Source organism: Pseudomonas sp. PS02302, assembly GCF_029959585.1.
In the GTDB taxonomy this organism is placed as follows: Bacteria; Pseudomonadota; Gammaproteobacteria; order Pseudomonadales; family Pseudomonadaceae; genus Chryseomonas; species Chryseomonas aestiva.
The window spans coordinates 26,695-41,209 of the sequence record NZ_JASCON010000046.1 but is presented as its reverse complement, the minus strand read 5'-3'; the positions used below and the strand labels follow the sequence as shown (position 1 = coordinate 41,209).

Below are 14,515 nucleotides of genomic sequence, written 5' to 3'. Positions count from 1 at the left end.
GGCCAGGCGCGCCTCGGTGGAGGCGATCACCGCGTCGGCGCCCTGGGCGCCCTCGCCGCGGGCACCGGCCAGTTGCCGGTGCAGCGACTCGACGTCGGCCGTCTGGTCCAGCGCCTGCCGCTGCCCGGTGGGCAACGGCAGGTGTTCGAGGTAGTCGCCAGTGGCGGCGACCGAGGTATCGCGGGTGCTGTTATTCATTGGCAGGTAGCTGGTAAGTCCAGGTTTCGCTGAGCGGTTTATCACCCTGGGCGAGGTTGGCGCGCATTTCCACCGGCTTGGTCTGATCCTTGACCTTGAGTCTCAGGGTCAGGCGATAGCCCTTGGTAACCGGGTTGTAGCGCACAGAGTTCTCGACCAGTTCACCGTTGGCGTCCAGGCTGACCTGGGAGCCGACCTGCGAATCCTCGGGCAGATCGTCGAGATTCGGCCCTTCGAAATCGATGATGTAGGCCAGGCTGCCATCGGTCTGACGGACCAGGTTGGACTGGCGCACATCGCCGGTGGACAGGCGAGTCTGAGCGACCCAGGCCAGGTCCTTGGTGTGCAGGTTGGGTTCGTCGGTGGTGAAGTGCAGGCGATAGCTGACATCGATCGGCTGGCCCTTCTCCGGCAGGGTGTCCGGCGTCCAGAAGGCCACGATGTTGTCGTTGGTCTCGTCCGGAGTGGGGATTTCCACCAGTTCGACATGACCCTTGCCCCAGTCGCCCTTGGGCTCGACCCAGCCACTGGGACGCTTGTCGTAGCGCTCGTCGAGGTCCTGGTACTTGTAGAACTCGTGGCCGCGCTGCAGCAGACCGAAACCACGCGGATTCTCGATGGTGTAGGTGCTGACCGAGAGGCGACGCGGGTTGTTCAGCGGACGCCACAGCCACTCGCCGTTGCCGGCGTGGATCGCCAGGCCATTGGAGTCGTGCAGGGCCGGACGATAGTTGACCTGGGCGCTCGGCTGGTTGGGACCGAACAGGTACATGCTGGTCAGCGGCGCGATGCCGAGCTTGTTGACGTTGTCGCGCAGGAACACCTTGGCTTCGACGTCCACGGTGCTGTCCTTGCCAGGCGTCAGCACGAAACGATAGGCACCGGTGGCCCGCGGCGAATCGAGCAGTGCATAGATCACCAGGTTGCGGCGATCCGACTGGGGCTGTTCGACCCAGAACTCGGTGAAGCGCGGGAATTCCTCGCCGGACGGCAAGGCGGTGTCGATGGCCAGACCGCGGGCAGACAGGCCATAGACCTGGTTCTTGCCGATCACACGGAAATAGCTGGCACCGAGCATGGTCATCAGCTCGTCATGCTTGTCCGCCTTGTTCAGCGGATAGAGCACCTTGAATCCGGCGAAGCCGAGATCCTTGAGCTGTGCCTGGTCGATCTGCAGGTTGCCGAAGTTGAACATCGAGGGATCGTATTTGATCTCTTCGACGTTGTTGGCCGTGACCTCGTTGATCTTCACCGGCACGCTGTAGTGCATGCCCTCGTGATAGAAATTCAGCCGGAAGGGCGTCTTGGCATCCTTCCAGTAGGCCTTGTCCTGATTGAAGGTGATCTGCTGATAGTCGGCATACTTCATGCCGCTGAAAGATGCGGGCAGGTTGCTCTTGGGCGCGACGAATTTCTGGCCGGAGAGTTCTTTGGCCCTGGCGGCCACGTCGTCCAGGCTGAAGGCCAGGGTCTGGGCACTGAACAGACCCAGTGCGACGGAGAGCCCGATCAGGGCGAAGCCCTGCTTGCCCGGCTTAACTTTGGAATGAGATAACACGCAGCCTCCTAAATCAGCGTACGAATACGTTTGGCGACGGATAGTCGCGAAACGGATAGGCAGTGGTCCGACTCCCTCAGGGGTCAATGATTCCCCGGTTGGACGACCGTTCAAACTCGAACTGCGCAATCATAGACACTTGGTAGGGCGCTGTAAGGGGCGCCCTCACTAAATCGACAATAAAAATGTCACCGGTCCGTCGTTGATCAGGGAAACCTGCATGTCCGCGCCGAAGCGACCGGTCTGGACCTCGGGCTGGAGGTCACGGGCGAGGCCCACCAGGTGACCGAACAGCCGTTCGCCCTGGGCCGGGGGCGCGGCGGTGGAAAAGCTCGGCCGCCGCCCGCTGCGGGTATCGGCAGCCAGGGTGAACTGCGAGACCAGCAGCAGACCACCGCCGACATCCTGCAGGGACAGATTCATGCGCTGTTCGCCGTCGGCGAATACCCGGTATTCCAGCAGCCGCTTGAGCATCCGGCCACAGGCCGCTTCGTCATCCGCCGGTTCGATGCCGACGAAGACCAGCAGCCCCGGACCTATGGCGCCGACCGTCTCGCCCTCCACCTCGACGCTGGCGCGGATGACCCGTTGCAGCAGCGCCTTCACTCGGCCTCCTGGGGCAGATCGAGCAGCTCACGGGCGATCTGGTCGGTCGCCCGCACCAGGGCGTCGCAGATACCAGGCTCGCTGGCCGCATGACCGGCGTCGCGGATGATCTGCAATTCGCTGCCCGGCCAGGCGTGGTGCAGGGCCCAGGCATTGTCCAGGGGGCACACCATGTCGTAGCGGCCGTGCACGATCACCGCCGGGATATGGGCGATCCTGGGCATGTCGCGCAAGAGCTGGTCGGGTTCGAGAAAGGCTGCGTTGATGAAGTAGTGGCACTCGATACGCGCGATGGCCAGGGCATGCTCGCTGAATTTTTCCAGCACGTCGGGATTGGGCCTCAGGGTCACCGTACGGCCTTCCCAGCACGACCAGGCGCGGGCGGCGGACATCTGCGCCAGTTCGTCCGGGCCGGTCAGGCGGCGATAGTAGGCCTGAATGAGATTGCCGCGTTCTTCCTCGGCGATGGGATGCAGATAGTCCTGCCAGAAATCGGGAAAGAGCCGGCTCGCGCCCTCCTGGTAGAACCAGTGCAGATCCACCGGGCGACAGAGAAAGATGCCGCGCAGGACCATGGCCTTGACCCGCTCGGGATGGCGCTGTGCATAGGCCAGGGCCAGGGTGGAACCCCAGGAGCCGCCGAACAGTACCCACTGCTCGATACCCAGGTGTTCGCGCAGGCGCTCGATGTCCTCGACCAGGTGCCAGGTGGTGTTGTTCTCCAGGCTGGCATAGGGGGTGGAGCGCCCGCAGCCGCGCTGATCGAAGGTGACGATGCGATAGAGATTGGGATCGAAGAAGCGCCGGCTCAGGCGATCGCATCCGGAGCCGGGTCCACCATGGATGAACAGCACCGGCAGACCGTCAGGGGAACCACTCTCGTCGGCATAGAGCAGATGGGGGGCTTCGACGGCCAGTTCGTGGCGGGCGTAAGGCTTGATTTCCGGGTACAGATTCAGCATGTCGCGCTCCGCGGGGCAGGGTCGGCCCCTTCATCATAGACCTGCACCTTACCGGGTTTCTACGCTGCCCGGGCTTGCCTCGCGTCCAGCGGCGCCCGCACCATCGACAGCCTGTCGCCAAGGAGATCGCCATGTCCCATGCCAAGCTGCAATTGCTGCTGATCGATCCACAAAACGATTTCTGCGACCTGCCGGGGGCGGCCCTGCCGGTGCCCGGCGCGGTGGCCGGGCTGCAGCGTGTCGCCGCCCTGATCGAACGCCTGGGTACCCGACTCACCGCGGTCCGGGTGACCCTGGATTCCCACCAGCCGCTGCACATTGCCCACCCGCACGGCTGGCAGGATGCCCAGGGCCGGCCGCCGGCGCCCTTTACCCAGATCAGCGCGGACGACGTGGCCAGCGGTCGCTGGCAGACCCGCGATCCGGCCGAGCGCACCCGTGCACTGGCCTATGTGCAGGCCCTGGAAGCCGGGGGTCGCTATCGCCTGGTGATCTGGCCGGAGCACTGCCTGGTGGGTGGCTGGGGCCATGGCGTACAGCAGGATGTCCACCAGGCGCTCAATGCCTGGGGACGCCAGCAGGGACGTCTGGTGGAATTCATCGCCAAGGGCGGCAATCCCCACACCGAACATTATTCGGCGCTGCGCGCCGAGGTTCTGGATCCGGCGGACCCGGGCACTGCGGTGGACGCCGGACTGATCGCCCGGTTGCAGGCCGCCGACACCCTGCTGGTGGCGGGCGAGGCGCTGTCGCACTGCGTGGCCAGTACCCTGCGTGACCTGCTGGACTGCTGGCCGCCGGAACGGCGCCAGGACCTGATGCTGCTCACCGATTGCAGTCATTCGGTGCCGGGCTTCGAAGCCCAGGGCGAGGCGTTCCTGGCCGAGATGCGTGCAGCCGGTATCCGCCTGGCGAACTCGACGGACGAGTTCTAGCCCGTCCGTACGCGGCGTTACTTGATTTCGTAGAGACCGGTGTAGGCCGCCGAAGCCAGCTGATTGAGGTGGATCATGAAGCGGCCGACCGCATTGGTCGCGTCCGCCGGCACCGGCAGCTGATCGACCTTGAGCGCATGCAGCTGAAAGATGTAGCGGTGCGGGTGGTCACCCTTGGGCGGCGCCGCGCCACCGAAGCCACGGGTGCCGTAGTCGTTGATCAGTTGCAGCGCACCTGCGGGCAGCCCCGAACCATCGGCGCGACCGGCGTCTTCCGCCAGGCCCTGGGTGCCGACCGGGATGTTGACCACCACCCAGTGCCAGAAACCGCTTCCGGTAGGGGCATCGGGATCGTAGACGGTCAGCGCCAGGCTCTTGGTATCGGCGGGCAGATCGGCCCATTGCAAGGCGGGCGAGATGTTCTCGCCATGGGCGCCGAAATCGGCCACGTCGAATTCGTGGCGCTTGGACATGAAGGCGTTATCGGAAAAGGCGTCGGTCCAGAGTTTCACGGGGGTGCTCCTGAGGCCTAGGGCATGTGGGCGTCGGTCTCGCGCCAGACCAGACGATTGAGGTTGTAGCCTTTCTCGCGGGCAATACGCAGCAGCTTCTCGCTCTGCGCCGCGGAGATCTCGGGCTTGCGCGCCAGCAACCAGAGGTACTTGCGATCCGGACTGCCGACCAGGGCGGTCTTGTAGTCGTCGTCGACATAGAGGATCCAGTAGGGCCCCTTGGCCACATTGGGCAGCACGCCGCTGAACCAGGTGTCGAAGCGCACTTCCAGGCGATCGGTCACGCCCGGCTTGATCGGGGTAGCGGTACCCGTGGCTTCCTGGACCTTGCCGCTCAGCGTGCGGCAGCGATTGAACACGGCCACCGAGCCATCGGCCATGACGTGATAGTTGGCGTCGGACTGGGCGCACTTGCGCTGGAAGAACATCGGCAGCCGCGCCACCTCGTACCATTGGCCCTGGTAACGCTGCAGATCGACATTGCCCGCGGTGAGCGGCGGGACTTCGCGCGGACCGCTGGCGCAGGCCGCGAGCAGTCCGGCGGCGCCCACCAGCAGGAGAATCTTGGTAGAGGTTTTCATCGCAGACCCTGCCCGGCGAACATCGCCACCTTGTCGTTGAGATACTGCACGCTGATGAAGGAGCCGCGATCGCCCCAGGTACAGGTGGTGACGCCCAGGGCGCCCGCGCATTCCGTGGGTGCACCCAGGACCTGCTCCACCTCGGCCTTGGTCTGGCCGGCCTTGAGCCGGGAATAGTTTTCCTGATTGACCTTGCCGCAACCGGCCAGCAGCAGACCGCCCACCAGCAACAGCGCCATGCGCCCCTTCATAACTGCCTCCTCTCATCCTGACGGCAAGGCTATAGAGCCCGCCCGGCCGCCAGGGTTCGCTTCGTCAGCTGGCGAGATAGGAGGAACGGGTCAGACCCAGGCGCATGGCGTCGAGGAACTGGGTGCGTTCGCGGGCGGTGAGGCGCGCGCTGGCGACCTTGTCGCGGTAGTAGGTCATCAGTTCCTCGGGCGAGAGGTGCACGTACCTGAGCATGTCTTCGATGGTGTCGTGGGTCTCGATGCCGCCATGGCGCACGCTGCCGTCGGCGTCCTGGTAGACGTTCACCGAATCGGTGTCGCCGAACAGGTTGTGCATGTCGCCGAGGATTTCCTGATAGGCGCCCACCAGGAACACCGCCAGCAGATAGTCCTCGCCTTCGCGCACCTCGTGCACCGGCAGGCTGGTCTCGATGCTCTGCTCGTCGACGTACTGCTTGATCTTGCCGTCCGAGTCGCAGGTCAGGTCCTGCAGCACGGCACGGCGCACCGGCTCCTCGTCCAGGCGGGTCAGGGGCACGATGGGCAGGATCTGGTCGATGGCCCAGGTATCGGGCAGGCTCTGGAACACCGAGAAGTTGCAGATGTACTTGTCGGCCAGCTTGTCGTTGAGCTCGTCGAGCACCTGGCGATGGGAGCGCTGGCGCGCCTTGAGCTGGTTGTACAGGCGCCGGCAGATGGCGAAGTAGCACTGCTCGGCCAGCGCCTTGTCGCTCAGGCTCAGGGTGCCGGAGGCGTACTGGGCGGCGGCTTCGCTGACGTACTGGGTGGCGCGCCAGTAGGTCTCGGTGACCATTTCCGGATCGGTGTCGCCCAGCAGTTCGGCCAGCCACTGGACCACCTCGGCCTTGCCTTCGAAGCGCTCGCTGGCGGGCACGCTGTCGTTGTGGCGCTCGACGTCGGTGACCTGCATCACCAGCATGGCATGGTGCGCGGTCATGGCGCGGCCGCTTTCCGAGAAGATGTTGGGATGCGGCAATTCCTGCTGGTCGCAGAATTCCTTGAGCATGCCGACCACGGTACCGGCGTAGTCGTCCATGTCGTAGTTGATCGAGCTGGCGTTGCGCGAATGGGTGCCGTCGTAGTCCACGCCCAGACCGCCACCGACATCGATGTGATCCAGCGGCAGGCCCAGGGCGCGCAGCTCGGCGTAGTAGCGGATGGCTTCGCGGAAACCCTGGCGATAGTCGGCCAGGTTGGCGATCTGCGAACCCATGTGGAAGTGCAGCAGGCGCACGCCCTGCTCCAGGCCGGCGGCGCGGAAGCGCTCGATCACCGACAGCAACTGGGCCGCGGAGAGACCGAACTTGGACTTCTCGCCACCGGTGTCGGCCCATTTGCTCGACGCCAGGGACGACAGCCGCACGCGCAGGCCGATCTGGGGGGTGACCTTGAGCTCGGCCGCCTCCTCGATGACCAGCGGCACCTCGGATTCCTTCTCGATGACGATAAAGACACTGTGGCCCAGCTTCTGGCCCATCAGCGCCAGGCGGATGAATTCACGGTCCTTGTAGCCGTTGCAGACGATGGTGCCGCCCTTGGGCGCCAGCGCCAGCACCGCCATCAGCTCCGGCTTGGAGCCGGCTTCCAGACCGATGGAGACGTCGCGGGTGGCGATGATGTTTTCCACCACCGCTTCCTGCTGGTTGACCTTTATCGGATAGAGGGCGGTGTAGCGGCCCTGGTAGTCGAGGCGCTCGATGTTGCGATCGAAGGCACCGGTCAGGTGGCGCACCTGGCCCTGGAGAATGTCGGGGAAACGCACCAGCAGCGGCAGCGACAACCCCGCTTCGCGCAGCTGGCCGACCAGCACATGGAGGTCGATCGGCTGGCCGTCCGGGCCGTGGGGGCGGACTTCGACGTTGCCGGTATCGCTGATGGCGAAGTAGCCGGCACCCCAGTGGCGAATACCATAGACGCTGCGGCTGTCCGCCACGGTCCACTGGCTGCCGTCATCTTTGCGCGTGCGTCGTGGGGACATTCGCGGGAATCTCCTGTAGGGAATCTTGCTTTGGATGGACCGCCGCCAGGGGCGGTAAGTTGTGCGCGGGAGCTGGAAGGCCTGGCCTAGCCACCCGCTCGCCTGGTCTTGAAACCGCGTTTTTCGAGTTCGCCGAGCAACAGGTCGACATGGTCGCCCTGGATCTCGATGACGCCATCCTTGAGCGCCCCGCCGGTCCCGCAGCGCCGCTTGAGCGCGCTGGCCAGGTCCTTGAGTGCTTCCTCGTCCAGGGGGACGCCGCTGACCGTGGTCACCGTCTTGCCGCCACGGCCTTTCGTCTCGCGCCGGACCCGGGCGATGCCATCACCGGTCGGGGCCGCTGCCTGGGGTTCTTCCGGGCGAATGCGGCCGACGTCGGTGGAGTACACCAGCCGGCTGAGATCCGCCAGCGACGAGGTTTTCTTGCTCAAGGGACGCTCCTCCCAGTCTGATTCAGACGCCGGGCGCCTGGAGGAAACCTTGGATGCAGCGCCGACCGGCACGGGCCGCGCTGGTCCGGGGCCGCGCAATGTAGCAGCATCGCCCGCGGATGCTAAGGCGCGAATGCGAGAAATTAAGGCAGGGATGCGACATCCGCCCGGCCGATGGCCAGGCGCAGGGCCTCCAGCGAATCCGGGCAATAGGGCCGCTGACGGGCCTCGGCGAGAATCGCCGCCGGGGCCAGGAAGCGTGCCTCCAGCACCTCTTCCGGCTGCAGCCGCAGCGGACCGTTCCAGTGGGCGCTGAACACCCCGCCCCAGAGGCGATTGCCCGGCTCCTCGAAATAGAAGGTGCCGTGCTCGCGCAGGGGGACGCCACTGACGCCCAGCTCCTCGGCCAGCTCCCGGACCGCCGATTGCGCATAGCTCTCGCCCGGCGCCACCATGCCGCCGGCGGCCACGTCCCAGTAGCCCGGGTAGAGCGCCTTGCTCAGGGTGCGCCGATGCACGCAGAGTTCGCCGCGGTCATTGAACAGCAGGATGAAGGTGCAGCGACCGATCAGGCCACGGGCACGCAATTCCGCCCGTGGCACCTCACCCTGGATGCGGTCGTCGTGATCGACCCAGACCACCAGTTCCCGGTCGGAGGCGGCGCGATGCGCCGCTTCGCGAGCGTCCGGTGTCATCAGCCCTGTTCCAGCAACTGGCGCAGGTCGATGATGGCGGCGTTGGCGCGGGAGATGTAGTTGGCGATCACCAGCGAATGGTTGGCCAGGATGCCGAAGCCGCTGCCGTTGAGGATCATCGGACTCCAGACCGGCTGCTGCGCCGCCTCAAGTTCGCGGATGATCTCGCGGACGTTGACCGTGGCGTTCTTCTTGGCCAGGGTGTCGGCGAAGTCCACCTCGATGGCGCGCAGGATGTGCGACAGCGCCCAGGCCTGACCGCGGGCCTCGTAGAAGACGTTGTCGATCTGCAGCCAGGGCGTCTCGACACGCTGCTCGTGCACCTCCGGCACCTGGCCGGCGGGGATGTCCTGATTCGGCCGTACCTCGGCGTCCAGGCGCACCCGGCCGACGCTGGCGGACAGCCGCTGGGACAGCGAACCCAGGCGGGTCTCGACGTCACCCAGCCAGTTGCGCAGGTTGTCCGAGCGTGAATAGAAGTAGGCGGTGGGCTGGCCCTGGGTATTCTGGCCACCCAGGCGCGCCAGGTAGCGATCCAGGGAAGCGATGCCGGCGCGGTATTCCGATTCCGACGAGGGCATGGCCCAGCTGTGGTTGTCGAAGTTGAAGCGCGGCTCGGCCTGGGCCAGGTCGACGTCCTCGGTGGACTGCGACTGGGAGCGGGCGAAGTCCTTGCGCAGGGCGCGCGCCAGATCGCGGGTCTGCACCAGCACGCCGTATTCCCAGGACGGCATGTCGTCGAGCCAGAGGCCCGGCGGGAAGATGTCGTTGGAGAGATAGCCGCCCGGCTTGTCCAGCAGGGTGCCGGCCACCTGCTTGAGGGTCTCGACCGTGGTATAGCCGAGCACCAGCTTGCGACCACTGGCCGCGGCCGCCTCCTGGGCATGCTGCTGCACCGGGAAGAAGTCCGGTTCGCGACTCCAGTACCAACCTATCGCCAGGGTGACCAGCAGGTAGAGCGCGATCAGCACTGCCACCAGCCGGAGCCATCCCGACCTCAAGTTCCACTCCCGCATGGGCAATTCCTTGCAATGATTTCAAAGATGTTGGCGCTTGGACCCCCGCCCGCGACGCCGGTTGCGCCGCCATCGCCGGCGGTACGGGCGCGACGCGCCGGGCAGCCGCTTCCGAGACTAGGGTAACAGGCGACGGACGCTACTCCAGAAGCGACCGACAGTGTCCATGCGAGCGGCATAGCCGCCGCTAACCAGGGTACCGCCTCTCCCCTGCCAGCCAGCAATTGGTAGCATAGGGCCACCATCTCAAGAATGACGGAACAATTCGTGAGCGAACCAGATGATCCGAGCCGGGACCGCCTCAAGCTGCACTTCGCGCAACGGGTCATCCACCAGTCGCGCCAGGTGCTGGAGATCTGGCAACGGCTGCAACGAGACGAATGGACGGCCGGCAGCCTGGTCGAGCTGACCGACGCCAATGCACGCCTGCTGCAATATGCCAAGCGCTTCGAGCAGCAGGGTCATGCCGAACTCGCCGAGGCCATCGGCGCGTCCCTGGCCCAGGTCACCGCCAATCGCGGCCGCCTCAACAGCCAGGCCATCACCGAACTCAGCCAGGCCATGCAGAGCCTGTCGCGCACCGGGCTGCGCCAGGGCGACCAGCTGGAGAGCACCAGCCTGCCGCCGTTGCGCAAGCCCATCTACATCGCCCTGCTCGACAGCGAGCGCGCCGAGCGCCTGGCGCAGCAGATGGAATACTTCGGCGTCACCATCCAGATCATCCATGGCGCCGACGACTTCCGCGCGATGATGGACAGCCGCCACCCGGCGGTCATCGTCATGGACGTGGACTTTGGCGGCGCGGGCGCCGGCATCCAGCTGGCGCTGGAAGCCCAGAGCGGTCTGGAGCGCAAGCTGCCGGTGCTGTTCTACAGCCACCAGGAAGCCGACACTCCCTTTCGCCTGGCCGCGGTGCGTGCCGGCGGCCAGGAGTTCTACACCGGCACCCTGGATTCGGCGCGGCTGCTGGAAAAGATCGAGACCCTCACCCGCACCGTCTACTACGATCCGATCCGTGCCCTGGTGGTGGATGACTCCCGCGCCCAGGCGATGGCTACGGAAATGGCGCTCAACAGCGCCGGGATCGTCACCCGCACCCTGATGCAGCCCGGCGCGGTGATGGCGCACCTGGCCGAATTCGTGCCCGACCTGATCATCCTCGACATGTACATGCCCGAGTGCACCGGCACCGAGCTGGCCAAGGTCATCCGTCAGCACGAACGCTACGTCAGCGTGCCCATCATCTATCTGTCGGCCGAGGACGACCTCGACAAGCAGCTGGACGCCATGAGCGAGGGCGGCGACGACTTCCTTACCAAGCCGATCAAGCCACGCCACCTGATCGCCACGGTGCGCACCCGCGCCGCCCGGGCGCGCAGCCTGCAGGCGCGCATCGTCCAGGACAGCCTCACCGGCCTGTACAACCACACCCACACCCTGCAGCTGCTGGAAGACGCCTGCTTCCGCGCGCGGCGCAGCCAGCGGCCGATCACCTTCGCCATGCTGGACATCGATCACTTCAAGCAGGTCAACGACCACTACGGCCACCCCATGGGCGATCGGGTGATCAAGAGCCTGGCACTGTTCCTCAAGCAGCGCCTGCGCAAGTCCGACCATATCGGCCGCTATGGTGGCGAGGAATTCGCCATCGTCCTGCCCGATACCGACCTGGCCACCGCCACTCGCCTGATCGACGAGATCCGCCAGCGCTTCGCCGAGATCCACTATCCGGCGCCGCCCAAGGAACTCAGCTGCACCTTCAGCGCCGGCGTGGCGCAGCTGCAACCCGGACAGGAGATGCCCGCGCTGGCCAAGCAGGCGGATGAAGCCCTCTATGCCGCCAAGCATGCGGGACGCAATTGCGTGCGCCAGTACGTCTAGCCAGACCGACCGGATGCCTCTGCTATGATCGGCCGCTGCCGATCGCCGAGAAGCCCATGCGTGTCCTGCTGTTCCTGCTCACCCTGCTGCTGACCCTGCCCGCCACCGCCGGCCTGTTCGATGCGCCGCGCCCGACGGCCGCGCTGGGCCTGGACGGTCAGCGTCCCGCTCAGCAATTCCTGCCGGTGGATCAGGCCTTTCGCCTGGAGCAGCGCCGCGACGCCGAAGGCCGCCCCCAGGTGCGCTTCATCATCGCCGAGGGCTATTACCTCTATCGGCAGCGCTTCGCCTTCGACGCCGACCCCGGCCTGCTGACCGCGCCGGTGGCCCTGCCACCCGGCGAGCCCAAGCACGACGAATGGTTCGGCGACGTCCAGGTCTATCACGCCGGCGTCGACATCCCCCTGCCCCTCGCGCCCGACCGCGGCGGCCGGATCCAGGTGACCTACCAGGGCTGCGCCGATCGCGGCCTCTGCTATCCGCCGGAAACCCGCACCCTGACTATCGCCGGCCCCGCGGCCTCCTCCGCGGCGAGCCCGGCGGTCGCCGCCCCGCCCCCTGACCAGGTGGGGTGGAACAGAATCCTGCTGGCCTTCCTCGCCGGCCTGGGACTGACCTTCACCCCCTGCGTCCTGCCGATGCTGCCCATCGTCTCGGCGGTGGTCCTGGCCGGCAAGGCGCGCCCGGGCCGTGGCCTGCTGCTGGCGCTGGCCTATGTGGTGCCCATGGCGCTGAGCTTCGCCGCCCTGGGCGCACTCATGGGCGTCTTTGGCGCCAGTCTCAACCTGCAGGCGCAACTGCAGTCGGCCTGGGTACTGATTCCCTTCGCCGCGCTGTTCGCGCTGTTCGCCCTGGCGATGTTCGGCCTCTTCGAACTGCGCCTGCCGGCGGCCCTGCGCGAGCGCCTGGAACAACTCGCCAGCGGCACCCGCGGCGGCTCCCTGGGCGGCGCGGCCACCCTCGGCGTGCTCTCCAGCCTGATCGTCTCGCCCTGCGTCTCGGCGCCCCTGGCGGGCCTCCTGCTCTACATCAGCAGCACCGCTGACTGGTTCGGCGGCGGCCTGGCGCTGTTCGCCCTGGGCCTGGGCATGGGTGCCCCGCTGATCCTCATCGCCGCTGGCGGCGGCGCCCTGCTGCCACGCAGCGGCGCCTGGCTGGTGGGCATGCGCAACGCCTTCGGCGTGCTGCTGCTGGCGGTGGCCCTGTGGCTGCTCGAACGCCTGCTGCCGGGACCACTGACCTTGGCCGCCTGGGGCCTGCTGGCCGCCGGGGTCGGACTGTTCCTCGGCGCCCTGGAATTCGTGCCCAAGCCACCGCGCCAGCGCCTGTCGCAGCTGGCCGGTCTGACCCTGATGGTCTATGGCGCGGCGGCCGGTATCGGCGCCCTGCGCGGTGCCAGCGACCCCCTGCGGCCGCTGGGCGACGCCGCGGCACCCGCGGTGGCTGCCCGCGCGGAGGTCATGCGCAGCCTGAGCGATCCCGCCGCCCTGGCGAGCAGCCTCGGCAGCGGGCGACCGCTGCTGGTGGACGTCTATGCCGACTGGTGCATCAGCTGCAAGCTGATCGAGCGCGAGGTCTTCGGCAACCCCGAGATCCAGGCGCAATTGCGCGACTTCACGCTGATCCGTTTCGATATGACGCAAAGCACCCGGGAACAGCGCCAGTGGCTGGAGCAGCACGGCCTGTTCGGCCCGCCGGCAATCCTGTTCTACGATGCACGAGGCCGCGAGCAGGCCAAGGCGCGCATCGTCGGCGAAATCGATGCCGCGGGCTTTCTTGCCCGCCTCGACGAAACAAAAAGGCTTATCACCAGCGATTAAAAGAATTTCGCCCAACGTGCGGGCATTTCCGGCAAACGTCTAGCGACTGGACAGTCACCTCCGGTTGCGGCATAGTCCGCGGCCAATCTGGTTGCGAAATCGCGAGGCAAGTTGGCTATGGCGCATCTGCTGGTACTGCACGGGCCCAACCTGAATCTCCTGGGCACCCGCGAGCCGGGCGTCTACGGCGCCACCACCCTGGCCCAGATCAACGCCGACCTCGAAGCCCGCGCCACCGCGGCGGGGCATCGCCTGCAGTCGCTGCAAAGCAACGCCGAGCATCTGCTGATCGAACGCATCCACACAGCGCGCGACGAAGGGGTGGATTTCATCCTGATCAATCCGGCTGCCTTCACCCATACCAGCGTCGCCCTACGTGACGCCTTGCTCGCGGTGAGCATCCCATTCATCGAAGTGCACCTGTCGAACGTGCACAAGCGCGAAGCCTTCCGCCACCACTCCTATTTTTCCGATGTGGCGGTCGGTGTCATCTGCGGGCTCGGCGCCAGTGGCTATCGCCTGGCGCTGGAAGCCGCCTGCGAACAGCTCGCCGCCCGCGGCTGAGCGCGACCCAATATCCAGAACATCACCTGAACCCGAGGGGAGAGCCAACGCCAATGGACATCCGTAAAGTCAAGAAACTGATCGAGTTGCTGGAAGAGTCCGGTATCGACGAGCTGGAAATCCGCGAAGGCGAAGAGTCCGTCCGCATCAGCCGCAATACCGGCCGCAACCAGGGCATGCAGACCGTTTACGCCGCCGCTCCCGCGCCGGTCGCCGCGCCGGCTCCGGCCGCCCCGGCCGCTGCTGCGCCGGCTACCGAAGCCGCCGCTCCGCAACTGACCGGTAACGTGGCTCGCTCGCCCATGGTCGGCACCTTCTACCGCGCTTCCTCGCCCAGCACTCCGGCCTTCGTCGAAGTCGGCCAGCAGGTGAAGAAAGGCGACATCCTGTGCATCGTCGAAGCCATGAAGATGATGAACCACATTGAAGCCGAAGCCAGCGGTACCATCGGCCAGGTGCTGGTCGAGAACGGTCAGCCCGTCGAATTCGACCAGCCGCTGTTCACCATTGTCTAAGCCCGTGGAGCC

General features: G+C 66.2%; 16 protein-coding genes. 5 read left to right on the top strand and 11 right to left on the bottom strand.

The features are described 5' to 3' along the window. The 4 genes from QMX82_RS16045 to pip form a co-directional block, all read right to left on the bottom strand. On the bottom strand, positions 1-198 hold a 198-nt coding region (locus tag QMX82_RS16045; protein ID WP_282285321.1), incomplete at its 3' end, for a hypothetical protein. Continuing rightward, positions 191-1,711 carry a glucan biosynthesis protein G gene (locus QMX82_RS16040; RefSeq protein WP_410003714.1) on the bottom strand — a complete coding sequence of 507 codons (1,521 nt, stop codon included), beginning with the start codon at positions 1,709-1,711 and terminating at the stop codon, positions 191-193. The genes QMX82_RS16040 and QMX82_RS16045, both read right to left, overlap by 8 nt. A gap of 213 nt (positions 1,712-1,924) precedes the next feature. Then, on the bottom strand, positions 1,925-2,362 hold the full coding sequence (gene dtd / locus QMX82_RS16035) for a D-aminoacyl-tRNA deacylase (protein WP_208693827.1): 438 nt from the start codon (positions 2,360-2,362) through the stop codon (positions 1,925-1,927). Then, positions 2,359-3,324 (bottom strand): prolyl aminopeptidase, encoded by a 966-nt coding sequence (pip, locus tag QMX82_RS16030; RefSeq protein ID WP_208693826.1) that lies wholly within the window; start codon positions 3,322-3,324, stop codon positions 2,359-2,361. The genes dtd and pip overlap by 4 nt, the downstream gene beginning before the upstream one ends. A gap of 131 nt (positions 3,325-3,455) precedes the next feature. Between pip and QMX82_RS16025 the strand changes: the two genes are divergently transcribed. After that, positions 3,456-4,259, top strand: coding sequence for a hypothetical protein (locus tag QMX82_RS16025; protein ID WP_208693825.1), 804 nt, complete (start codon positions 3,456-3,458; stop codon positions 4,257-4,259). A gap of 17 nt (positions 4,260-4,276) precedes the next feature. Here the strand turns inward: QMX82_RS16025 and QMX82_RS16020 are convergent, their stop codons facing one another. The 7 genes from QMX82_RS16020 to QMX82_RS15990 all read right to left on the bottom strand — a co-directional run bounded on the left by QMX82_RS16020 (position 4,277) and on the right by QMX82_RS15990 (position 9,723). Continuing rightward, positions 4,277-4,771 carry a YbhB/YbcL family Raf kinase inhibitor-like protein gene (locus QMX82_RS16020; protein ID WP_282285314.1) on the bottom strand — a complete coding sequence of 165 codons (495 nt, stop codon included), beginning with the start codon at positions 4,769-4,771 and terminating at the stop codon, positions 4,277-4,279. Positions 4,772-4,788: 17 nt separating this feature from the next. Then, complete coding sequence (locus QMX82_RS16015) at positions 4,789-5,352, bottom strand: lipocalin family protein (protein ID WP_208693824.1); 564 nt, start codon at positions 5,350-5,352, stop codon at positions 4,789-4,791. Continuing rightward, a complete protein-coding gene (locus QMX82_RS16010; protein WP_133861518.1) occupies positions 5,349-5,603 on the bottom strand; it encodes a hypothetical protein in 255 nt (84 codons plus the stop codon). Before QMX82_RS16010 ends, QMX82_RS16015 begins: the two co-directional genes overlap by 4 nt. 64 nt (positions 5,604-5,667) lie before the next feature. Further along, entirely contained in the window at positions 5,668-7,581 is a 1,914-nt protein-coding gene (speA, locus tag QMX82_RS16005) for an arginine decarboxylase (protein WP_208693823.1), read from the bottom strand. Between the two features lie 86 nt (positions 7,582-7,667). Beyond that, a complete protein-coding gene (locus QMX82_RS16000) occupies positions 7,668-8,012 on the bottom strand; it encodes a translation initiation factor Sui1 (protein ID WP_208693822.1) in 345 nt (114 codons plus the stop codon). Positions 8,013-8,155: 143 nt separating this feature from the next. Then, positions 8,156-8,707: an NUDIX hydrolase gene (locus QMX82_RS15995; protein ID WP_282285309.1), complete on the bottom strand. Its 552-nt coding sequence runs from the start codon at positions 8,705-8,707 to the stop codon at positions 8,156-8,158. Beyond that, positions 8,707-9,723 carry a DUF2333 family protein gene (locus QMX82_RS15990; protein ID WP_158890967.1) on the bottom strand — a complete coding sequence of 339 codons (1,017 nt, stop codon included), beginning with the start codon at positions 9,721-9,723 and terminating at the stop codon, positions 8,707-8,709. Before QMX82_RS15990 ends, QMX82_RS15995 begins: the two co-directional genes overlap by 1 nt. 267 nt (positions 9,724-9,990) lie before the next feature. On the opposite strand from QMX82_RS15990, the gene QMX82_RS15985 reads away from it, so the two are divergent. The 4 genes from QMX82_RS15985 (at position 9,991) to accB (ending at position 14,503) form a co-directional block, all read left to right on the top strand. Next, entirely contained in the window at positions 9,991-11,604 is a 1,614-nt protein-coding gene (locus QMX82_RS15985) for a response regulator (protein ID WP_208693820.1), read from the top strand. A 56-nt stretch (positions 11,605-11,660) separates the two neighbouring features. Beyond that, complete coding sequence (dsbD, locus tag QMX82_RS15980) at positions 11,661-13,424, top strand: protein-disulfide reductase DsbD (protein WP_282285301.1); 1,764 nt, start codon at positions 11,661-11,663, stop codon at positions 13,422-13,424. A 117-nt stretch (positions 13,425-13,541) separates the two neighbouring features. After that, positions 13,542-13,988, top strand: a complete 447-nt coding sequence (gene aroQ / locus QMX82_RS15975) for a type II 3-dehydroquinate dehydratase (RefSeq protein WP_273810220.1) — start codon at positions 13,542-13,544, stop codon at positions 13,986-13,988. 53 nt (positions 13,989-14,041) lie between these two features. After that, positions 14,042-14,503: an acetyl-CoA carboxylase biotin carboxyl carrier protein gene (gene accB / locus QMX82_RS15970; protein WP_282285289.1), complete on the top strand. Its 462-nt coding sequence runs from the start codon at positions 14,042-14,044 to the stop codon at positions 14,501-14,503. Positions 14,504-14,515 lie beyond the last annotated feature (12 nt).